Source organism: Arhodomonas sp. KWT2, from assembly GCF_041949875.1.
Lineage (GTDB): Bacteria > Pseudomonadota > Gammaproteobacteria > Nitrococcales > Nitrococcaceae > Arhodomonas > Arhodomonas aquaeolei.
This window is the reverse complement of the sequence record NZ_JBHFPQ010000041.1, coordinates 46212-66430: the sequence shown is the minus strand read 5'-3', so window position 1 is coordinate 66430 and position 20219 is coordinate 46212. Positions and strand designations below refer to the sequence as shown.

The following is a 20219-nucleotide window of genomic DNA, read 5'->3' as shown; positions in this document are numbered from 1 at the left end:
TCCACCCGGAACGAGGATCGGGACGATGACCACCAATCGCGAACTCTTCGAGCGCCGCAGCGACGCCGTCGCCGCCGGTGTCGGCATCATCCACCCCATTGCCACCGAGCGCGCGGAGAACGCCCGCCTGTGGGACGTCGAGGGCAACGAGTACATCGACTTCGCCGCCGGCATCGCGGTGCTCAACACCGGCCACCGCCACCCGCGGGTGATGGCGGCGGTGGAGGAGCAGCTCGGGCGCTTCACCCACACCAACTTCAATGTCTCCGCCTACGAGCCCTACGTCGCCCTGGCCGAACGGCTCAACGCCATCACCCCCGGCGACTTCGCCAAGAAGACCGTGCTGGTGAACTCCGGCGCGGAGGCGGTGGAGAACGCCGTGAAGATCGCCAAGGCCTACACCGGCCGCTCGGCGGTGATCGGCTTCGGCGGCGGCTTCCACGGCCGCACCCTGCTGACCATGGGCCTGACCGGCAAGGTCCGCCCGTACAAGGCCGGCTTCGGGCCGATGCCTGCAGACATCTTCCATGCCCGCTTCCCCAACGAGGTGCACGGCGTCAGTGTCGACGACGCGGTCCGCTCGCTCGAGGAGCTGCTGCGCTTCGACGTCGACCCGCAGCGCGTCGCCGCCCTGATCATCGAGCCGGTGCTCGGCGAGGGTGGCTTCTACGCCGCGCCGCCGGCATTCATGCAGGCGCTGCGCCGGATCGCCGACGAGCACGGCATCTGCCTGATCGTCGACGAGGTCCAGACCGGCTTCGCCCGCACCGGCCGGCGCTTCGCCGTCGAGCACAGCGGCGTCACCCCGGACATCATCACCATGGCCAAGGGCCTGGCCGGCGGCATGCCGCTGGCCGCGGTCACCGGTCGCGCGGAGATCATGGACGCCGGTCCGGCGGGCGGCCTCGGCGGCACCTACGGCGGCAACCCGCTGTCCGCCGCGGCGGCCCTGGCGGTGCAGGAGGTGATCGACGACGAGGGCCTGATCCAGCGTGCGGCGATCATCGGCGAGCGCCTGACCACGGGTATCGGCGAGATCGCCAGTGAGGTCGGCGCGGTGCGCGACGTTCGCGGCCTCGGCGCGATGGTCGCGGTGGAGTTCTTCGACGGCGACCAGCCCTCGCCCGCGATGGCCGCGGACGTCATGGCCCGGGCCCGCGCCCACGGCCTGCTGGTGCTCACCTGCGGTATCCACGGCAACGTGGTCCGGCTCCTGCCCCCGCTCACGGCCACGGACGCGGACGTGGAAGGCGCGGTGGAACGGCTCGGCGCCGCCATCCGCGAGGCCGCGGGCAGTGCCCCGCAGCGTGCGGCCGGCTGACCGCCGGCCGCGGGCGTGCCGCCCGCCCCGGTCCGCGATGACGGGCCGGGGCGGGTCAGCCCCCGCCCGCGGTGGTCCCCTTGAGCTCCACCTCGACGAACGCGAGCTCGGCGTCACCGTCGTTGACCACGTTGTGCTCCGCCCCGGCGGTGCGGAAATACGAGACCCCGGGGGTCAGCTCGCTGCTGGCGGTACCGGACTCGGACTCCAGCAGCAGCCGCCCGGCGGTGAGGGGCACGACGACGTAGTCATGCTCATGGCGGTGCCAGCCCGTCTGTGCCCCGGGGGCGAAGCGCCACTCGGTCACGATGACGCGCTCGTTGTCCTCCTGCACCGTGGCCGTGGCCATGGGCCGTTCGTCGTTCATGGCACCTCCTGCCGGGATGGATCAGAGATAGGGCGGCGTGCACGCGCTGATGAGCTCGCAGTCCTCGTCGTCGAGGTTGCGGAAACGGTGGGGGATACGGCTATCGAAGTGGTACGCGTCCCCCGGCCCGAGCACCCGCCGCCGGCTGCCCACCGTGAGCTCCACGCGCCCCGAGATGACGATACCCGCCTCCTCGGAGTCGTGGCGCAGCATCGCGCGGCCGGTGTCGCCGCCCGGCGGGTAGTACTCGCGCAGCACCTGCAGGCTCTTGCCCTGGACGTTGCCGACCTGGCGGAACTCCAGCGGCCCGCTGGTGATGAGCGAGAGCTCGTCGCGGCGGAAGAACACCCGGTCCGCCGCCTGCGCACCCACGGCGAAGAACTCCGCCAGCGACATCGGCACGCCGTCCAGGACCTTCTTCAGGGAGGCCACGGAGGGGCTGTTCTTGTTCTGCTCGATGAGTGAGATGGTCCCGTTGGTCACACCCGCGCGGCGGGCGAGCTCGCGCTGGGACAGGCCGCGGTCCAGGCGAACCTGGCGCAGACGCTCACCGAGATCGAATACGGGGTCGGCCTCTTCCGGTGACCGCTCCTGTGACTGCCCTGTCGATGTGTTCACGACTCGACATACCTCCCGTTCCTTAGGTGCCTGGTGGCGCCGCAAATTACTGCTTTCAGCCGGACACCGCAAAAGCCCCTCCCCTGGGCGACCACCATTGACGGTGTCCACGGCACCCCTGCATCCCTGTCGTTTGTATCTATCAATTAAACACACCCTGTAGGAAAGTCCAGCTACCCCCCGACCGGCGCACGTGACGCCGATCACGTTTTCAGGCTGACGCCAACCTGCTGAAACGGAACAAAATGGTGCACAAAAAGGGCAAATAGCGACTTTTTGGTGCATGTTTAAGGTTGCGCGCTCCAGCCTGAACCGCCCGCGGCCCCCTTTGCGTGCGCCCCTGCCAGGCCGCCTTGACACGGAAACCCCCGTGGACTAGTGGTTAATAAAATAACCACCCAGCCCGCCGGAAAACGCAGCATGGAGGCCGCCGGGGCGGTACCGCCGAGGAGAGGAAACCGTTGTCGATCTCCCCTTCCAGCGCTGCGCAGCCCGCTTTCCGGCCCTCACGCCAACCCACCGTGCGGACCGCCGACTCGCCGTTGGCACGCTTGATGCTGTCCGCCTTCCAGAACCAAGTGGAGTAGCGCAATGCAAACGACGATCAACTGCGACATGGGGGAGAGCTTCTCCCTGTATCGCATGGGTGACGACGCCGGGATGATGCCTTTCATCTCGGCCGCGAACGTGGCCTGCGGCTTTCACGGCTCCGATCCCAACCACATGCGCAAGACCGTGGAGCTCGCCCGGTCCCACGGCGTGCGTGTCGGCGCCCACCCCTCGCTGCCGGACCTCCAGGGCTTCGGCCGGCGCGAGATGAAGATCCCCCGCGAGGAGCTGGCCAACATCCTCATCTACCAGGTGGGCGCGCTGAAGGGCTTCCTGGACGGCGCCGGCATGGCACTGAACCACATCAAGCCCCACGGCGCGCTCTACGGCATGGCCGCCCGTGACGAGGCGGTGGCCGACGCCGTCTGCGATGCCGCCGATGTCTTCGGCGTACCGCTCATGGGCCTGTCCGGGACCTGCCACGAGACGGTCTACACCCGGCGCGGCCACACCTTCCTCGCGGAGTACTTCGCCGACCTCGACTACGACGACGACGGCAAGCTGATCATCACCCGCGAGCACGCCGCGGTGGATCCGGCCAGGGCGGCCGAGCGGGTCGTCCGCGCGGTGGAGCAGGGCGAGACCGAGTCGGTGAACGGCCACACCCTGAAGGTCCGCGCCGACACCGTCTGCGTGCACTCCGACACGCCCAACGCGCTCGACGTGGCCCGCGCCGTACGCGACGCCCTCGGCGCCACCGCCGCCTGAGCCGGGGAGTGACGATGGCAGATATCAGCAAGGTCCTGATCGCCAACCGTGGCGAGATCGCCTGCCGCATCGCGCGCAGCTGCCGCTCGCTGGGCATCGCCAGCGTCGCGGTCTGCTCCGAGGCGGACGAGGACGCCCTGCACGTGCGCCTCGCCGACGAGCACCGCGTGGTCGGCCCCGCCCGCGCCCAGCACAGCTACCTCAACATCGAGCGGCTGATGCAGGCGGCGTCGGAGACCGGGGCGGACGCGGTCCACCCGGGCTACGGCTTCCTCGCGGAGAGCACCCGGCTCGCCGATGCGGTCACCGGCGCCGGCATGACCTGGATCGGCCCGCGCACGGACAGCATCCGCGACATGGGGGACAAGGCACGGGCCCGCCACATCGCCGAGCGGGCCGGCGTGCCCGTGCTGCCCGGCAGCCGGCGCTTCACCAGCGACGACCTCGACGACCTGGAGACGGAGGCACGCCGGATCGGCCTGCCCGTGCTCGTGAAGGCCTCCGCCGGCGGCGGCGGCATCGGCATGCAGCGGGTCGACGATCTCGCCGCCCTGCGCAAGGTGGTGCAGTCCACCCAGGGGCTCGCGAAGTCCAACTTCGGCGACGAGGCGGTGTTCCTGGAGAAGTTCGTCCCGCGTGCCCGCCACGTGGAGGTGCAGGTGCTCGGGCTCGGCGGCGGCCGGGCGGTGCACCTGTTCGAGCGCGAGTGCTCCATCCAGCGGCGCTATCAGAAGATCATCGAGGAGGCCCCTTCGCCGGCGGTGGACGCGGCCGTACGGGAGCGCATGACCCACGCCGCGGTGTCCCTCGCCGAGACCCAGGATTATCACGGCGCCGGGACGGTGGAGTTCGTGCTCGACGACGAAACCGGGGAGTTCTACTTCCTGGAGATGAACACCCGCGTGCAGGTGGAGCACCCGGTCACGGAGATGATCACCGGCGAGGACATCGTCGCCCACCAGATCCGCATCGCCGCGGGCAAGGAGTCCGGGCTCAGCCAGGCCGGGATCGAGAGCCGGGGCCACGCCATGGAGTTCCGACTCTACGCCGAGGACCCATTCAACAACTTCCTGCCCCAGCCCGGCGTGATCGAGACGTTGCACGTGCCCGCGGGCGAGCACGTGCGCGTGGACACCGGCTACGACGACGGCAGCCGGGTTCACCCCTACTACGACCCGCTGATCGCGAAGGTCATCGTCCGCGGTGCGGACCGCGACGAGACCCGCGAGCGGGCACTGGAGGTGCTGCGCAACAGCCGCATCGAGGGCATCCGAACGAACCTGCCTTTCCTGGTCAACGTCCTGCGCACCGACGCCTTCCGGCGGGGCGAGACCCTGACGTCTTTCATCGCGGACTACGAGTCCGAGCTGCTCAACACCGAGTAACCAGCGCTGGGGAGGAACGCAATGATCTATGAGGAACCCCGCTTCCTGCCGGGCGGCGACCGCTACATGCTCATCGAGTTCGGCGACGAGATGAATCTCGAGCTGAACTTCCGGGGGCAGGACCTGGCCAACGTCGTCGCCGAGCAGAAGACAAAGGGGGTGTTGGAGACCGCACCCTGCTTCGCGTCCACGCTGATCCACTACGACCCGGAGCTGATCAGCTTCGCCGATCTGAAAAAGGAGATGGCCTCGCTGATCGAGGGCCTGCGGCCCGCCGACGACATCGAGCTGCCGAGCCGGCTGTTCTACTTCCCCACGGTCTACCTGGACCCGTGGACGAAGGAGTGCGTCGAGGACTACATCGCCAAGATCGCGAAGAAGACGCCGGACCCGGAGTATGTCGCCGAGCTCAACGGCCTCTCCGGCGTGGACCAGCTCGTGCGCGTGCACTCGGGCACGGAGTACTGGGTGGCCTCCCTGGGATTCTGGCCCGGCCTGCCGTTCACCATGCCGCTGGACCCGCGCTGCCGGCTGGTGGCGCCGAAGTACAACCCGCCGCGCACCTGGACGCCCAAGGGCTCGGTGGGCATGGGCGGCATGTCCACCGCCATCTACCCCGAGCACCTGCCGGGCGGCTACCAGGTCTTCGGCCGCACCCCCGTGCCGATCTGGGACACGGAGAAGCGCTTCCCCGTGTTCGAGAACAGCATCTGCCTGTTCCGCCCCGGCGACCGCATCCGCTTCGTGCCCTGCTCCATCGAGGAGTTCGAGCACGTCGAGGCCCAGGTCGCCGACGGCAGCTACCAGTACAACCTCGTCGAATACCAGAAGTTCTCGGTCGCCCAGTACAAGGAGTGGGTGGCGGGTATCGACGAGACCCAGCGGTTCTGAAGGGGGTGAGGACATGTTCGAAGTCATGAACGCCGGGCTGGAGACGGCCATCCAGGACTACCCCGGCCGCGTCGGCTACTGGAACCAGGGCTTCCCGCCCTCCGGGCCGATGGACCACTGGTCGTTCCGCCTGGCCAACGTGCTGGTGGGCAACGAGCCCGGAGACGCCGCGCTCGAGTGCCAGTTCACCGGCCCGGAGCTGCGTTTCCACGAGGACACCGTGGTCGCGGTCACCGGCGGCGACATGCAGCCGCACATCGACGGCGAGCCCATCGAGCTGTGGCGCAGCTACGCGGTAAAGGCCGGCCAGACGCTGAAGCTGAGCTACGCGAAGACCGGCGCCCGCGGCTACATCGCCGTCGCCGGGGCCATCCGCACCGAGCCCTGGCTCGGCTCCCGCGCGACCTTCCACAAGGCCGGGGTCGGCGGCTTCGAGGGCCGCGCGATCCAGGCCGGCCAGCAGATCCCCACCGGCGACGCCTCCGGCGGCACGCCGGACATGGTGGTGATCCCCGAGGCACGGCCCGAGCTCCCCTCCGACAAGCGCTGGGAGATCGAGGTCGTCGCCGGCCCCAACGACGACTGGCTCGACGAAGCCGGGGTCCGCACCTTCCTGGAGGCGGACTGGAAGCTCTCCGCCAAGTCGGACCGTACCGGCTACCGCCTGGAGGGCCCCGGCGACCGGCTCACCTTCGCCGACAAGGCGATCAACAAGCGCCCGGAGCACGGCTCCGAGCCGTCCAACATCATCGATCAGGGCTACCCCAACGGGGCCATCAACCTGGCGGGGCTGACGCCCATCATCCTGGTCAAGGACGGCCCGAGCATGGGGGGTTTCATCAACCCCTTCACCGTGCCCACCAGCGGCTTCTGGAAGCTGGGCCAGGTCCGGCCCGGCGAGGTGATCCGCTTCCGCGCAATCTCCGTGGACGAGGCCCAGCGCCTGGCCCGCGAGATGACCCGTATCTGCTCCAGAGAATCCCTGCGCCCGGCCTGACCGGCGCCGACCGCAACCCGAACGACACGTCCCGCAAGGAGGACAGGAATGGCCGAACACACCGTCGAAGCCCAGCTGCCGGGCGTCTTCTACCGCCGCCCCAGCCCGGAGGCCGAGCCCTTCGTCGCCGAAGGGGACACCGTCACCGCCGACGACACGGTGGGGCTCATCGAGCTGATGAAGTCCTACCACGAGATCAAGGCCGGCGTGGCCGGCACGGTGAAGTCCTTTCTGGTGGACAACGAGGGCGACGTGGACCCGGGCCAGGGTCTCGTCGTCATCGAGTCCAACTGACGCCACTGCCCAGGAGTACCCAACGATGAACGCACGACAGATCATGCGCGCCGGCTCCGCCGCCGTGTTCGGCGGCCTGCTGCTCGCCGCCAGCACGGCGCAGGCCTTCGACGTGGAGGCCTACTACGGCAACTACGACGTCTCCGGCAAGAAGGCGGGCCGGCCCGCCACCTCGCTCGGCGAGGCCCGGAGCGAGGAGTGGAAGGCCCCGACCCCGGACAAGCCGTACCGCATCGGCGTGTCCTTCCCCCACCTCAAGGACCCGTACTGGCTCGCCGTGAACTACGGCATCATCGACGAGGCCCGCAAGCTAGGCGTCGGCATCGACCTGGTCGCCGCCCAGGGCTACGAGGACATCACCGGCCAGATCTCCCAGGTCGAGAACCTGCGCAACCGCGGCGTCGACGGCCTGATCCTGGCGGCGATCAGCTACACCGCCCAGGACGGGCTGGTGAAGTCGCTGAGCGCCGACATCCCGGTGATCGAGGTGATCAACGACATCCAGGCCCCGGCCATCGCGGCCAAGACCCTGGTGTCGTTCTACACCATGGGCTACGTCGCCGGCGAGTACGTGGCCAAGGACTCCGAGGGCAAGGACCGGGTCAGCGTCGCCTTCCTGCCGGGCCCGGCGGGATCCGGCTGGGCGCCCGACACCCTGGACGGCTTCAAGCAGGCGCTGGCCGACCACGACGCCGAGGAGCGCGTGGACATCATCACCGTGAAGTGGGGTGACACCGGCAAGAGCGTTCAGACCTCGATCATCGAGAACGTCATGAACGCCAACCCGGACCTCGACTACCTCGCCGGCAACGCCGTCGCCGCGGACGCCGCCCCGGACGTGCTCCGCGACCGCGACAACAAGCCCAAGATCGTCTCCACGTTCCTGATCCCGCCGCTCTACGAGAAGATCAAGAACGGCGAGGTCGCGGTGGCGCCGACGGACTTCACCGCGCTGCAGGGCCGCATGGCGGTGGACGCGATGGTGCGCATCCTCAACGGCGAGAAACCCGGCGAGGACTTCCCCTTCCGCGCCGGCCCGAAGATCCAGCCGCTGACCCCGGAGACCATCGACCAGTACGACTACGAGGACATGCTGGGCGCCCGCGACTGGCGCCCGGTGTTCTCCGTCGAGCCGAAGGAGTAACGCGGTCGGGCGGGGGCCGCCGGTCCCCGCCCTCACCGCCGTCACCCACCCCGACATGCCCGAGAGCGGGCGCAGACGGCAGCAGCTCATGGACACGATTCTCGACGTTTCCGGCGTGCGCAAGCGCTTCCCCGGCGTGACCGCGCTGGCGGACGCCCACCTGACGGTCCGCGCCGGCGAGGTTCACGCCCTCGTGGGCGAGAACGGTGCCGGCAAATCCACGCTGGTCGGCGTCATCTGCGGGGCCGTGCAGCCGGATACCGGGCGGATGCGCTTCCTCGGCGAGGACTACCACCCGCGCTCGCCCCAGGAGGCATACCAGAGCGGCATCCGCGTGGTCTTCCAGCACCTCAGCCTGATCCCCAACCTGTCGGTCACGGACAACCTCTTCCTCGGCCGCGAGATGGCCGGCGCCCTCGGCTTCATCCGCCGGCGGGACATGGGCGTGCGCGCCCGCACCCTGCTCGAGGAGCTCGGCTTCGCGCACATCCCAGCCTCGGCCCGGGTGGACACGCTCAGCACCTCCCAGAAGTACCTCGTCGAGGTCGCCAAGGCGATGCTGGAGCGCCCGAAGCTGATCATCCTCGACGAGCCCACTGCGGCACTGAACGCCGCCGAGACCTCGGTGCTCTTCGACCTGGTGGCCTCGCTGAAGGACGCCGGCAGCGGGGTGATCTGGATCACCCACCGGCTGGAGGAGCTCTACCAGATCACCGACCAGGTCACGGTGATGCGCGACGGGCGTTTCGTGGAGACCCGGCCGACCGCGTCGCTGGAGCGCGACGAGATCATCCGGCTGATGACCGGCCGCCAGATCGCGGACTCCGAGGCCCCGGACCCGGCACACATCGGCAGCGAGAACCGCCTGGTCATCAGCGACCTGTACACCGCCGGCGGCCTCAAGGGCCTGTCCATGGCCGTGCGCGCCGGCGAGGTGGTCGGCCTCGGCGGGCTCGCCGGCTCGGGGGTCGAGGAGATCGGCCGGGCCCTGTACGGCCTGCACCCGGTCACCCGCGGCGAGATCGAGCTGCTCGGCCGCCCGTTCCGGCCGCGGGACCTGCGCCCGCACCGCCTGGCGCGCCAGGGCATCTTCTACCTGCCCGGCGACCGCCAGGCCGAGGGCATCGTCGACGTGCGCCCGGTCTCGGAGAACGCGACCCTCTCCTCGCTGGACGCGCTCGGCCGGATGGGTTTCCTCCACCGCCTCAACGAGCGCCGCACCGTGGCGGACTACGTGCAGCGCCTGCGCGTGAGCACCCCCTCCGCGGCCCAGCCCATCAAGCTGCTCTCGGGGGGCAACCAGCAGAAGGTGCTGTTCGCCCGCGGCATGCTCACCGAGCCGCGGCTGTTCATCCTCGAGGAGCCCACCCAGGGCGTCGACGTCGGCTCCAAGGCGGACATCTACGCCGTCACCCGCGAGCTCGCCGAGGCCGGCGCGGCGGTGATCGTCATCTCCACCGACACACGCGAGCTGCTGACCGTGTGCCACCGCATCATCGCCATCAGCCAGGGGCGGATGTCCCGGGAGTTCACCCAGGGCGAGGCGGACGAGGAGCAGCTGGTCAGCGCCTACTTCGGATCCCAGGACAGCAGAGAGGCAGTATGAACACCATGGCAGAGACACGCGGGCGCGAGACCGGCGACGGGGGCGGCAATGCCGTGCTCGACGCCGCACGGATCATCTTCACCAAGACCGGGGCGCTGCTGCCGCTGTTCGTGATCATGGCCATCTACTTCTCGGTGGCCTCCGATCACTTCCTCAGCGGCCGCAACATGTCGACCATCGCCACCCAGTCGGTGTACTTCACCCTGGTCGTCATCGCCCAGGCCATCGTCATGATCACCGGCGGCTTCGACCTCTCGGTGGGCGCGGCGCTGGCGCTGACCAGCATCACCACCAGCTCGGTGATCGTCGCCGTACCCGGCGCGGGCGGGATCGTGCTTGCCACCGGTGCCGGCATGCTCACCGGGGCCTCGGTGGGCGCCGCCAACGGGGTGCTGATATCCCAGTTCCGGGTCTCACCGCTGATCGTCACCCTGGGCATGGCCTCGGTGGTCAGCGGCCTGGCGCTGATCATCACCGGCGGTGTGCCGATCTTCAACCTGCCGCAGCTGTTCAAGGAGACCCTCTACACCGGGGATCTCGCCGGCGTCCCGGTGCCGTGGCTGGTGGTTCTGCTGGTGGTCGGTGTCGCCTACATCGCCCTGTACTGGCACCGTCTCGGGCGCAACTGGTACGCCGTCGGCGGCAACCCCGTCTCGGCCCACATCGCCGGGGTGCCGGTGAAACGCGCGCTGTTCCTCGCCTACCTCTCGGCGGGCGTACTGGTGGGCATCGCCGGCGTCATGCTCACCGCCCGCGTGGGCTCCGGCGAACCCAACCTGGGCGGGACGTTCGCGCTGCAGTCCATCGCCGCGGCGGTGCTCGGCGGCATCTCCCTGCGTGGCGGCCAGGGCTCGCTGTGGGGCGCCATCCTCGGCGCGATCTTCCTGGTGCTGCTGCAGAACGGCCTGGACCTGGTGGGCGTGAGCTCCTACCTGCAGATGATCATCACCGGCGCCCTGCTGGTCTTCGCGGTTATCGTGGACCACTACTGGCACAAGGGGTGACGCCCCGGGTGCGGTAACGGCAACGGCACCCGGGCCGGTCCCGGCCCGGGTGCCGAAGGCAAAGCCTCTCCCCCGAGGGTCTTTCCCTGCATTTTTCACACAGCAGTGGGAGCGACGCCCGCACTGGATGCAACGGCCCCCACGGCTGTCGCACACGGCCTGACGGCCGTGCCCGACCTACCGCAGACTCGCCGGGCCTCGCGTAGGTTGTGCGCCGCAGGCGTGCAACATTCCCCCGATGCCGGTGTGATCGCGGCCCTGAACCAGCCCATGGCTGACGGCGCCACGACCGTCCCTGCTCACCGTCCGCGATCCTTTCCGGGCGAGGTGCGACGACCCCGTTGTCCGGGATGACGCCCGGCCGTTCCGGCGCGGCGGGGCAATGGCATCCCCGGCACCGGGGTGCGATCGCGGTACCATCACGCGTTCCGGGCGCGGCAGCGCCCCCGCGACACATCCGAACCGGGAAGGGCCCAATGACACCGTTTTCGCCGAGACCGCCGACGATCGCCGCGCTCGTCACCACCGTTCTGGCCGCCGGACTGGTGCTCGCGGGACCGGTGTGGCTGCCCCGCGAGGCGGCGGTGGCCGCGGGGCTGGCGCTCTTCGCCATCGGGCTGTGGGCGAGTTCGGCGGTGCCCGCCGGCCTGGCAAGCCTGGCGTTCTTCGCCCTGGCGATGCTGCTCGACGCCGCGCCTGCCTCCGTCGTGTTCAGCGGCTTCGAGGCCAAGGCCTTCTGGCTGGTTTTCGGCGGGCTGATCCTCGGCATCGCCGTGCACCACACCGGTCTGGGAACCCGCCTGGCACGGCGGGTGGGCGAGCGCCTGCACGGCGGCTACGGGCTCATCATCGGCGGGCTGGTGGGGATCGCCGTGGCGCTGTCGTTCGTGATCCCGTCGTCCATGGCCCGGGTCATGCTGCTCGTGCCCCTCACCACGGAGGTCGCCGAGCGCTTCGGGTTCGCCCCCGGCACGCGCGGGCGAACCGGCATGGTCCTGGCAGTGATCCTGGGGAGCAACCAGCCCGCCTTCTCGATCCTCACCGCGAACGTGCCGAACGTCGTCCTCATGGGCCTCGCCGAGCACGTCCACGGCGTGGCGTTCACCTACGGCGAGTACCTGCTCCTGCACTTCCCGGTGCTCGGGCTGGGGCGCGCGGCGCTGCTGGTGGCGGCGATCCTGCTGCTCTTCCCGGACCGGCCTCGGCCACGCAGCGAGTCCGTCAGGGACGCCGTGGCCGAGGCACCACTGTCCCGGCCGGAACGGGCCGTCGGCCTGATCCTGGCCGCGGCGGTGGCACTCTGGGCGACGGACTGGCTGCACGGCGTGTCGGCGGCGTGGGTGGCCCTCACCGCGGGACTGGTCTGCCTGGTACCGGGGGCCGGGCTCACGCCGAAGGACACGCTCAACGGCCGGGTGAACTACGAGATCCTCTTCTACCTCGCCGGCGTCCTCGGCCTCGGCGGGCTCCTCGCCCACTCCGGCGCCGGGCGCATCGCCGCGGAGGCCCTCCTGCCGCTGCTGCCCCTGGACCCCGGTAACCCGCTGCAAAGCTTCATCGTCCTCGCCCTCGGCTTCATCGCCATCGCCCCGTTCACCACGGCGGCAGGCCTCGTGGCAGTGGTGACGCCGCTGGCGGGGGACATCGCACACGCCTCCGGGCTGCCGCTGGACACCGTGCTGATGACCCAGGTGGTCGGTTTCTCGACAATGCTGCTGCCCTACCAGGTCCCACCCCTGATGGCGGGCTGTCTGCTCGCGGGCGAGCCCGTCGGCAAGGCGACCCGCCTGACGCTGACGATGGCTGCGATCACGGTGGTGGTGCTGCTGCCGCTGACCTACCTGTGGTGGTCGCTGCTCGGCTGGCTGTAGCGCCCCACCGGCTACACTGTCAGCGATGCCCCCCACGGCCACGTGGCCGTGCACGAAACGCAGAATTTCCGGAGGCCGGTTTCCCGGGGGCGCTAACCTCGGCCCTGCGCAACACAACCATTCGAGACGATCAGGAGGGCTGTCATGAGACATGGCTATCGCTTGCGGATCACGGCGTTCGCCCTGGCCGCCATCATTCCGCTGGCCTTCACCCAGGCGGCATCCGCCGCAGCGCCGACACCGGACACCCGCAATCCGGGGTACTACCACGTACAGGTGGGCGCCTTCCAGGTCACCGCCCTGTCCGACGGCACCGTCGAGCTGCCGATGGACAAGCTGCTCCATGCCCCGGCGGACGAGGTCCGGGCGGCCCTGAAGGCGCATTTCCTCAGTGCACCGACGGAGACCTCGGTGAACGGCTACCTGATCAACACCGGCGACGAGCTGGTGCTGGTGGACACCGGGGCCGGCAGCCTGTTCGGGCCAACCCTCGGTAACCTGGTGCACAGCCTGGAGGCGGCGGGCTACCGCCCGGAACAGGTGGACGAGGTCTACCTGACGCACATGCACCCGGACCACCTCGGTGGCCTCACCCAAGACGGCGAGCGGGTATTCCCGAACGCCGTGGTGCGCGCGGACCGGGACGACAGCGCGTACTGGCTCGACCCGGCGAACATGGAAAAGGCCCCGGAAGGCCGGAAGGGCATGTTCAAGGGCGCCATGGCCTCGCTCAAGCCGTACCGGGAGGCGGACGCCTTCGAGCCGTTCGACGACGGCACCGAGCTGGCCCCCGGGATCCACGCCCAGCCCGCCCCCGGCCACACGCCGGGCCACACCACCTACCGCCTGGAGAGCGATGGCGAGGCGATGGTGCTGTGGGGGGATCTGATGCACGCCGCCGCGGTGCAGTTCGACCACCCGGAGGTGGCGATCGACTTCGACTCCGACCCGGAACAGGCCATCGCGAGCCGCGAGGCGGCCTACGAAAAGGCCGCGGAGACCGGCGTGCTGGTGGCCGGCGCGCACCTGCCGTTCCCGGGCATCGGCCACATCCGCGCGGACGGGCAGGGCTACGAGTGGTTCCCCGTTAACTACTCGCCGGACTGAACGCACCCGCAGGGTGTTCCCGAGGCCCGCCGGCACGCGCCGGCGGGCCGTTTTCACCATTTCCCGCCCCGCTCCGGCGATCGCCGGCACCGGCACGGAAGCCCTACACGGACCGGCGGTCCCGACGGTAGAGTGCCCGTCAGGGGCCGGGGCCGGCCATTCCGGGCCCGGACCGGCAAACGGGGGAGAGACGTGCATACGCCCATGCAGGCAACCGGATGAGCGAACTCGGCCGGACCTCGACGGGTCCGCTCACCGTCGATCGGCGACGACGGCTGCTGGCCCGCGTGCGCGACCGCGTCGCCGCCTCGGACCCGGCGTTCTCCCGGCTGCGGCTGGCCTCCCGGGCGATCCTGTCGATGATGATCACCGGCGTGGTGCTGGCCGCCGTGACCGCGGAGCTGGCGCCGCTGCCGTTCGCCGGCTACGGCATCGCCATGATCCTCACCTTCCTCGGCACCCTCGCGGTGCGCGATCGTTCACCGGTGGCCCAGGCAAAGAGCCGCGCGGCGGCGGGCGTCACCGCCGTGGGCGTGGTCATCGGCGCGGGCGCACTGTCGCCGACACCGGTGGCCGAGCTCGTCTTCCTCGCGGTGATATTCGCCGCCGTCTACATCCGGCGCTTCGGACCACGCTGGTTCATGGTGGGGATGGTGGCCTTCATGGCCTACTTCATCGGCGACTACCTCCACCCCACGCTGGCCGATGGCGGCGGCGTGGCGCTGGCGGCCACGGTGGCGCTGGTGGTGACGCAGATCGTGTGCACCGTCGCCCTCCCCGGCGACCCCGAGCGGGACTTCCGCCGGGCCACTGTCACCATCGACCGCCGGATGAACCTCATCCTGCGCGAGCTGCGCGATGCCGCCCGTGACGACGCGCCCACGGACGCGCGGCGCCGGGAGCTGCAGCGCCATCTCGCCCGGCTGCGGGACATCGTACTCATGGCAGAGGGCTTCATCCCCCAGGGCCGGGGCGGTGCGCTCGCGGGCAGCGGGCCGGCGTCGGACCTCGCCCTGGCGGTATTCGACCTGCAGCTCGCGGTGGAGCGGCTGGTCGCCGCGAGCTTCCGTGCCCTGCCGCCGGTATCGCTGGTCCGCGCGGTGCTGTATGCCGACGAACCGGCTATCCGGCGCGCGGTCAGCGCGTTGCGTGACGCCCCGGAGGACAACGAGACCGCCGTCCAGCAGGTCCTCGTACGGGCCCACCGGGCGCGGGAGCGGCTGGCGGCCACCCTCGAGCAGCGGCCGCATCCGGCCTTCACCACGCCGCTGCCGGAGGAGGCCGACAGTACCGGCGGGTCGACGGACGCGCCGCCCGCGGGCGGGCTCGTGCCGGCATCGCTGCACGTGCCGATCCAGGTCACCGTCGCCTCCGGGCTCGCCATCTACGGCGGGCTGCTGCTGTCCTCCTCGCGCTGGTACTGGGCGGCGATCGCGGCGTTCATCGTCTTCAACAACACCCAGTCCCGCGCCGACACCGCCATGCGCGCGTTCAGCCGCTCTGCGGGGACGTTCGGCGGCATCATCGCCGGCACCGTGGTCGCGACACTCGTGCACGGCAACGTCGCCGCCTCGATCGGCGGCATCCTGGTGCTGTTCTTCCTCGCCTTCTACTTCCTGCAGACCTCCTACGGGCTGATGATCTTCTTCATCACCATCGCGATCGCCCTGCTCTACGGGCTGATGGGCATGTTCAGCCCGCACCTGCTGGTCGTGCGGCTGGAGGAGACCGTCATCGGCGCGGCATCCGGGGTGTTCGCGGCGTTCCTGATCTTCCCGCGGCGGGCGCGAACGCAGGTGGCGTCGGCGCTGGACGCCTACCTGAACGCCCTCGACGAGCTGGTCGGGGTCGCGCGGGAACGCGCCCACGGCCGCCAGCGGGAGGCGGACCTGCTCGCGCTCTCGCGCACACTGGACCGCCGCTACGCCGACCTCGCCGGCGCCGCCCGCCCGCTCAGCGGTCCCTGGACCGTGGTGCGCCGGTTCGGCGAGGTTCGCGAGAAGCTGCTCCTGCTCGCCGGCTGCACCCACTGGGCGAGGGCGCTCGCCCGCGGGGTGTCACGGAGCGACGCCGCCGATCCGGAGAACGGCGCCCGCATCGACCGCCTGGCCGGCGAGGTCGCCCGCCAGATCGAGCGCACCCGCCGCACCGAGCAGCAGTTCTTCCTCACTCCGCACGCCCGCGGCCACGTCGAGCTGCCCGAGGACCCGCGCCGTCGGCTCGCCGTGCAGGAGGATGAACACCCGAGCGTCGCCCTGGCCGTCATCTCCGGACTGCTCGCCCGCGCGCTGGCGGGCGCCTGGCTGGAGGAGGGCGATCGGAACGTGGAAGACGGCTGAAGACCTGGCCCCGCCAGGATCAGTGAACCCCTTCGACCGGCAATGCCGGAATGTCAAACATGGTCACGAGGGTCTCTGCTCCTTCCCGGAAACGCGAATTCGGGCGGAAAGCGGCCGTCCCGGCCATCTGACATCGCAAGGCACCCCTTGGGGCGTATTTCACCCCCAGGTCATTGCCTTACAGGTTCTCCGCCCGCGGCACGTCACCCAGCGCGTTCATCTCCTGAATCTCCGCTGGCGCGACCGCGCTGGACCGTTCATTCATTTGCTTTACCGGCTGCCCGGACGTTCTGCCACCGTCGACTATAATCGGGGCATTGGATAAGGCCTGTTCCGTGGGCGCTCGATGCGGTTCTCGCCAAACGCGGCGTATTCCCGACGCAGCGCATTTTTCGTGTGGATGGACGGACCAGGGGTGGCCGGGCGATCGACTTGATCGCGCGCTCTGCCTCTTGGAGGTAGCGAACATGGCGGGCTGGCATATCGACGGGCAGTACATGGAGACCTGCAACTGCGACTTCATTTGTCCCTGCATCGGCTCCAATCTCACCGCGAGGCCTACCGAAGGCGATTGCAAGGCGGCCGTTGCCATGCGGATCGGCAACGGGGAGAAGGACGGCGTGTCTCTCGACGGACTGAGCTTCATCATCTTGATGCACTCCCCGGGGCCGATGGCCGACGGCGGCATCAAGGTGGGCCTGATCGTGGACGAGCGGGCCGACGAGCGCCAGGCCCGGGCCATCGCGGACATCACATCCGGCAGGTTTGGCGGGCCCCTGGCGGCGATCACACCACTGATCAGCGAGAACGCGGGCATCGAGCGGCGCCCGATCAGCTTCGAGAACGAGGGCATGGCGTGGAAGGTCTCCGCCGGTGAGCTCGTCGAGCAGTCCGCGGTCGGCGTACCGAGCGCCTCGAAGGAGGGCGAGCCGATCTACCTGGAAAACACCGCTCACCCCGTCACCCCGCGCCTGGCCCTCGCCAATGCCCGGGTGAGCCATTTCCATGCCTTCGGGGTGGATTGGGACGACACCAGCGGCACGCGGAACGGCCACTTCGCACCGTTCAGCTGGGCGGCCTGAGGGGCCCGGTCGCAGAACGCGAGCAGGGTGGTCAGATGACCGGCGGCGTTGATGCCGTGAACCGGCGACACGGTCAGTTGACCGCGGTCGCCGGACTCGCGGGCGTCAGCCTGCTGGCGTGGGTCTATCTCTGGATCGACGCAGGCCGGATGGCATCCATGTCCGCCGATGGCGGCATGGCGATGGCCGATATGGCCGCCCGGCCCCCTTGGTCGGCCGGGATATTCCTGCTCACCTTCATCATGTGGTCGGTGATGATGGTCGGCATGATGCTGCCCAGCGCCACACCGGCCATACTGCTCTACTCGTCCATGGCCCGCAAGGACAGGGCGGGCGGCCCGGTCCTGCCCGTAACGTGGGTGTTCACTGCCGGCTATCTGGCGGTGTGGACGGCGTTCAGCCTGGCGGCCACGCTCCTACACGGACTGCTGCAAGCCTTGTGGCTGCTGACCCCGGCGATGGCATCGGCCAGCGCTGCCTTTAGCGGCAGCCTGTTGGTGATTGCCGGTGTCTACCAGTGGCTTCCGGTTAAGGACGCCTGCCTGCGCAATTGCCGTTCCCCCCTGCAGTTCTTTCTCTTCCACTGGCGTCCCGGCGTCGCCGGCGCATTCCGCATGGGCGCGGAGCATGGGGCGATCTGCCTGGGCTGCTGCTGGGCACTGATGCTGTTGCTCTTCACGGCGGGGGTCATGAACCTGCTCTGGGTAGCGCTGATCGCCGCCTTCGTATTCGTCGAAAAGCTGGCCCGCCACGGGCGGCTCGCCGGGCGGCTGGCCGGCGTGGCACTGGTGGTCGTCGGGGCGGGACTGATGCTCGGTCAGGGGTGAGGCCCGGGACAGGGAAGCCAAATCCAGTCCGGACCCGTGCCGCCACGTGAATTCAGCCCATGTCGTGGCCCCCGCCCATTTGTTCCGGCGTGGCCCGTGGCCAGATCGCGCGCCCCGGCCTATCCGGGGCGCCCATCTCGGACCGGCTTCATAGCCGGCGGCGTTACGCCATCGGATCATGCCGACCCGGTACCTACTCGACGGTCACCGACTTCGCCAGGTTGCGGGGTTGGTCGACGTCCGTGCCCTTGAGCACGGCGACGTGGTAGGCGAGGAGCTGCAGCGGCACCGTGTAGACCACCGGCGCGGTGATGGTGTCGGTGGCCGGCAGCGTGATGACCTCGCAGCCGTCGCTGCGCTCGGGCGCGGCGGCGGCGTCGGCGAACACGAACAGCCGCCCGCCGCGGGCGCGGACCTCCTGGAGGTTGGACTTCAGCTTCTCCACAAGGCTGTCGTTGGGGGCGATGGTGACCACCGGCATCTCGCCGTCCACCAGTGCCAGCGGCCCGTGCTTGAGCTCGCCGGCGGGGTAGGCCTCGGCGTGGATGTAGGAGATCTCCTTGAGCTTGAGCGCGCCCTCGAGGGCGATCGGGTAGTGCTCGCCGCGGCCGAGGAAGAGGCTGTGACGCTTGTCGATGAACTGCTCGGCGATGCGCCGGATCTCGGGCTCCAGCGCCAGGGCGGACTCCACCTGCCCCGGCAGCCGGCGCAGCGAGGCGACCATCTCGGCCTCCGCGGCCGCGTCGAGGCCATGGCGGCGGCCGGCGGCAATGACGGTCAGCGCGAGGGCGGTGAGCTGGGTGGTGAAGGCCTTGGTGGAGGCGACGCCGATCTCCGGGCCCGCGTGGGTCATGAGCACGAGGTCGGACTCGCGCACCAGCGAGCTCTCGGGGACGTTGCAGATCGCCAGCGACGCCATGTAGCCGAGGTTGCGCGCCTCGCGCAGCGCCGCAAGGGTGTCGGCGGTCTCGCCGGACTGGGAGATGGTAAGGAACAGCGTCCCCGGCGCGACCACGTGGCGGCGGTAGCGGAACTCGCTGGCGACCTCCACCTCGCAGGGGATGCCGGCGATGCTCTCGAACCAGTACCGCGCCACCAGCCCGGCATGGTAGCTCGTGCCGCAGGCGACGATCTGCACGCGCTCGACGTCGGCGAGCACCGGCCCGGCCTCCGGCCCCAGGGACTCGACCAGCAACCGCTCGGCGGTCAGTCGGCCCTCCAGGGTGTCGCCGATGGCGCGGGGCTGCTCGTGGATCTCCTTGGCCATGAAGTGGCGGTAGTTGCCGCGCTCCACGGCCTCCGCGGAGAGCTCGGAGGTGCGCACCGGGCGCTGGACCTGGCGGCCGTCGCGGTCGTAGACGGTTACCGCCTCACGGGTGAGCACGGCGACGTCGCCCTCCTCGAGGAAGATGAACTGCTGGGTGACGGGCAGCAGCGCGGCCACGTCCGAGGCGATGAAGTGCTCGCCGATGCCGACGCCGATCACCAGCGGGCTGCCCTGGCGCGCGGCGATCAGGCGGTCCGGCTCGTCGGCGTCGATCACGCCCAGGGCGTAGGCGCCGTCCAGGGTGCGCACGGCGGTGCGCACCGCGCCGAGGAGGTCCTCGCCGCGGGCGGTGGCGGCGTGCACGGCGTTGACCACCACCTCGGTATCCGTCTCCGAGCCGAACGTGTAGCCCTGCTCGGTCAGCGCCCGGCGCATGGACTCGTGGTTCTCGATGATGCCGTTGTGCACCAGGGCGATTCGGCCGCAGGAGGCGTGGGGATGGGCGTTGGCCTCGGTAGGCGCGCCGTGGGTGGCCCAGCGGGTGTGGGCGATGCCCAGGGTGCCGTTGATGGGCTCGGCCGCCTGGCGCTGATCCAGCGCCGCGACCTTGCCCACCACCCGGTGACGCAGGAGCGCCCCGCCGGCGTCGACCACGGCAAGCCCGGCGGAATCGTAGCCGCGGTACTCCAGCCGCCGCAGGCCCTCAATCAGGATGGGGGTGACGTCACGCTCGGCGACCGCTCCTACGATTCCACACATGCGCTGCTGATCCTCGACCGTGG

General features: G+C 70.0%; 17 protein-coding genes. 14 read left to right on the top strand and 3 right to left on the bottom strand.

Going from position 1 to position 20219, the window contains the following annotated elements; translation table 11 throughout:
- Window positions 1-25 precede the first annotated feature (25 nt).
- Window positions 26-1321 (top strand): 4-aminobutyrate--2-oxoglutarate transaminase, encoded by a 1296-nt coding sequence (gabT, locus tag ACEZHJ_RS08815; RefSeq protein WP_018717485.1) that lies wholly within the window; start codon window positions 26-28, stop codon window positions 1319-1321.
- A 55-nt stretch (window positions 1322-1376) separates the two neighbouring features.
- Here gabT and ACEZHJ_RS08810 read toward each other — a convergent pair whose 3' ends face one another.
- Entirely contained in the window at window positions 1377-1688 is a 312-nt protein-coding gene (locus tag ACEZHJ_RS08810) for a cupin domain-containing protein (protein ID WP_163139703.1), read from the bottom strand.
- A gap of 21 nt (window positions 1689-1709) precedes the next feature.
- On the bottom strand, window positions 1710-2306 hold the full coding sequence (locus ACEZHJ_RS08805) for a cupin domain-containing protein (protein ID WP_018717483.1): 597 nt from the start codon (window positions 2304-2306) through the stop codon (window positions 1710-1712).
- Window positions 2307-2897: 591 nt separating this feature from the next.
- Between ACEZHJ_RS08805 and pxpA the strand changes: the two genes are divergently transcribed.
- The 13 genes from pxpA (at window position 2898) to ACEZHJ_RS08740 (ending at window position 18170) form a co-directional block, all read left to right on the top strand.
- Entirely contained in the window at window positions 2898-3623 is a 726-nt protein-coding gene (pxpA, locus tag ACEZHJ_RS08800; RefSeq protein WP_018717482.1) for a 5-oxoprolinase subunit PxpA, read from the top strand.
- Window positions 3624-3637: 14 nt separating this feature from the next.
- Entirely contained in the window at window positions 3638-5008 is a 1371-nt protein-coding gene (locus tag ACEZHJ_RS08795; RefSeq protein ID WP_163139699.1) for an acetyl/propionyl/methylcrotonyl-CoA carboxylase subunit alpha, read from the top strand.
- A gap of 21 nt (window positions 5009-5029) precedes the next feature.
- Window positions 5030-5899, top strand: a complete 870-nt coding sequence (locus ACEZHJ_RS08790; protein ID WP_018717480.1) for an allophanate hydrolase subunit 1 — start codon at window positions 5030-5032, stop codon at window positions 5897-5899.
- A gap of 13 nt (window positions 5900-5912) precedes the next feature.
- A complete protein-coding gene (locus tag ACEZHJ_RS08785; protein WP_018717479.1) occupies window positions 5913-6896 on the top strand; it encodes a biotin-dependent carboxyltransferase family protein in 984 nt (327 codons plus the stop codon).
- A 48-nt stretch (window positions 6897-6944) separates the two neighbouring features.
- Window positions 6945-7190: an acetyl-CoA carboxylase gene (locus tag ACEZHJ_RS08780; RefSeq protein WP_018717478.1), complete on the top strand. Its 246-nt coding sequence runs from the start codon at window positions 6945-6947 to the stop codon at window positions 7188-7190.
- 25 nt (window positions 7191-7215) lie between these two features.
- Window positions 7216-8334 (top strand): TMAO reductase system periplasmic protein TorT, encoded by a 1119-nt coding sequence (torT, locus tag ACEZHJ_RS08775; protein WP_018717477.1) that lies wholly within the window; start codon window positions 7216-7218, stop codon window positions 8332-8334.
- A gap of 88 nt (window positions 8335-8422) precedes the next feature.
- A complete protein-coding gene (locus ACEZHJ_RS08770; protein WP_375036443.1) occupies window positions 8423-9940 on the top strand; it encodes a sugar ABC transporter ATP-binding protein in 1518 nt (505 codons plus the stop codon).
- A gap of 5 nt (window positions 9941-9945) precedes the next feature.
- Window positions 9946-10944, top strand: a complete 999-nt coding sequence (locus ACEZHJ_RS08765) for an ABC transporter permease (protein WP_375036442.1) — start codon at window positions 9946-9948, stop codon at window positions 10942-10944.
- A gap of 476 nt (window positions 10945-11420) precedes the next feature.
- Window positions 11421-12815: an SLC13 family permease gene (locus ACEZHJ_RS08760; protein WP_163142759.1), complete on the top strand. Its 1395-nt coding sequence runs from the start codon at window positions 11421-11423 to the stop codon at window positions 12813-12815.
- Window positions 12816-12959: 144 nt separating this feature from the next.
- On the top strand, window positions 12960-13922 hold the full coding sequence (locus ACEZHJ_RS08755) for an MBL fold metallo-hydrolase (RefSeq protein WP_375036441.1): 963 nt from the start codon (window positions 12960-12962) through the stop codon (window positions 13920-13922).
- A gap of 218 nt (window positions 13923-14140) precedes the next feature.
- Window positions 14141-16261, top strand: a complete 2121-nt coding sequence (locus ACEZHJ_RS08750) for an FUSC family protein (RefSeq protein WP_375036440.1) — start codon at window positions 14141-14143, stop codon at window positions 16259-16261.
- A gap of 467 nt (window positions 16262-16728) precedes the next feature.
- A complete protein-coding gene (locus ACEZHJ_RS08745; RefSeq protein ID WP_375036439.1) occupies window positions 16729-17343 on the top strand; it encodes a DUF1326 domain-containing protein in 615 nt (204 codons plus the stop codon).
- Between the two features lie 35 nt (window positions 17344-17378).
- Window positions 17379-18170 (top strand): DUF2182 domain-containing protein, encoded by a 792-nt coding sequence (locus ACEZHJ_RS08740; RefSeq protein ID WP_163142989.1) that lies wholly within the window; start codon window positions 17379-17381, stop codon window positions 18168-18170.
- 193 nt (window positions 18171-18363) lie between these two features.
- Here the strand turns inward: ACEZHJ_RS08740 and glmS are convergent, their stop codons facing one another.
- Window positions 18364-20196: an SIS domain-containing protein gene (gene glmS / locus ACEZHJ_RS08735; protein ID WP_375036438.1), complete on the bottom strand. Its 1833-nt coding sequence runs from the start codon at window positions 20194-20196 to the stop codon at window positions 18364-18366.
- Between the last annotated feature and the right edge of the window lie 23 nt (window positions 20197-20219).

Excerpts from the sequence above, each read along its gene's own strand:
- gabT (WP_018717485.1), top strand. The coding sequence starts at position 26 with ATGACCACCAATCGCGAACTCTTCGAGCGCCGCAGCGACGCCGTCGCC.
- ACEZHJ_RS08810 (WP_163139703.1), bottom strand. The coding sequence starts at position 1,688 with ATGAACGACGAACGGCCCATGGCCACGGCCACGGTGCAGGAGGACAAC.
- pxpA (WP_018717482.1), top strand. The coding sequence starts at position 2,898 with ATGCAAACGACGATCAACTGCGACATGGGGGAGAGCTTCTCCCTGTAT.
- ACEZHJ_RS08795 (WP_163139699.1), top strand. The coding sequence starts at position 3,638 with ATGGCAGATATCAGCAAGGTCCTGATCGCCAACCGTGGCGAGATCGCC.
- ACEZHJ_RS08790 (WP_018717480.1), top strand. The coding sequence starts at position 5,030 with ATGATCTATGAGGAACCCCGCTTCCTGCCGGGCGGCGACCGCTACATG.
- ACEZHJ_RS08785 (WP_018717479.1), top strand. The coding sequence starts at position 5,913 with ATGTTCGAAGTCATGAACGCCGGGCTGGAGACGGCCATCCAGGACTAC.
- ACEZHJ_RS08780 (WP_018717478.1), top strand. The coding sequence starts at position 6,945 with ATGGCCGAACACACCGTCGAAGCCCAGCTGCCGGGCGTCTTCTACCGC.
- torT (WP_018717477.1), top strand. The coding sequence starts at position 7,216 with ATGAACGCACGACAGATCATGCGCGCCGGCTCCGCCGCCGTGTTCGGC.
- ACEZHJ_RS08770 (WP_375036443.1), top strand. The coding sequence starts at position 8,423 with ATGGACACGATTCTCGACGTTTCCGGCGTGCGCAAGCGCTTCCCCGGC.
- ACEZHJ_RS08765 (WP_375036442.1), top strand. The coding sequence starts at position 9,946 with ATGGCAGAGACACGCGGGCGCGAGACCGGCGACGGGGGCGGCAATGCC.
- ACEZHJ_RS08760 (WP_163142759.1), top strand. The coding sequence starts at position 11,421 with ATGACACCGTTTTCGCCGAGACCGCCGACGATCGCCGCGCTCGTCACC.
- ACEZHJ_RS08755 (WP_375036441.1), top strand. The coding sequence starts at position 12,960 with ATGAGACATGGCTATCGCTTGCGGATCACGGCGTTCGCCCTGGCCGCC.
- ACEZHJ_RS08750 (WP_375036440.1), top strand. The coding sequence starts at position 14,141 with ATGAGCGAACTCGGCCGGACCTCGACGGGTCCGCTCACCGTCGATCGG.
- ACEZHJ_RS08745 (WP_375036439.1), top strand. The coding sequence starts at position 16,729 with ATGGCGGGCTGGCATATCGACGGGCAGTACATGGAGACCTGCAACTGC.
- ACEZHJ_RS08740 (WP_163142989.1), top strand. The coding sequence starts at position 17,379 with ATGACCGGCGGCGTTGATGCCGTGAACCGGCGACACGGTCAGTTGACC.
- glmS (WP_375036438.1), bottom strand. The coding sequence starts at position 20,196 with ATGTGTGGAATCGTAGGAGCGGTCGCCGAGCGTGACGTCACCCCCATC.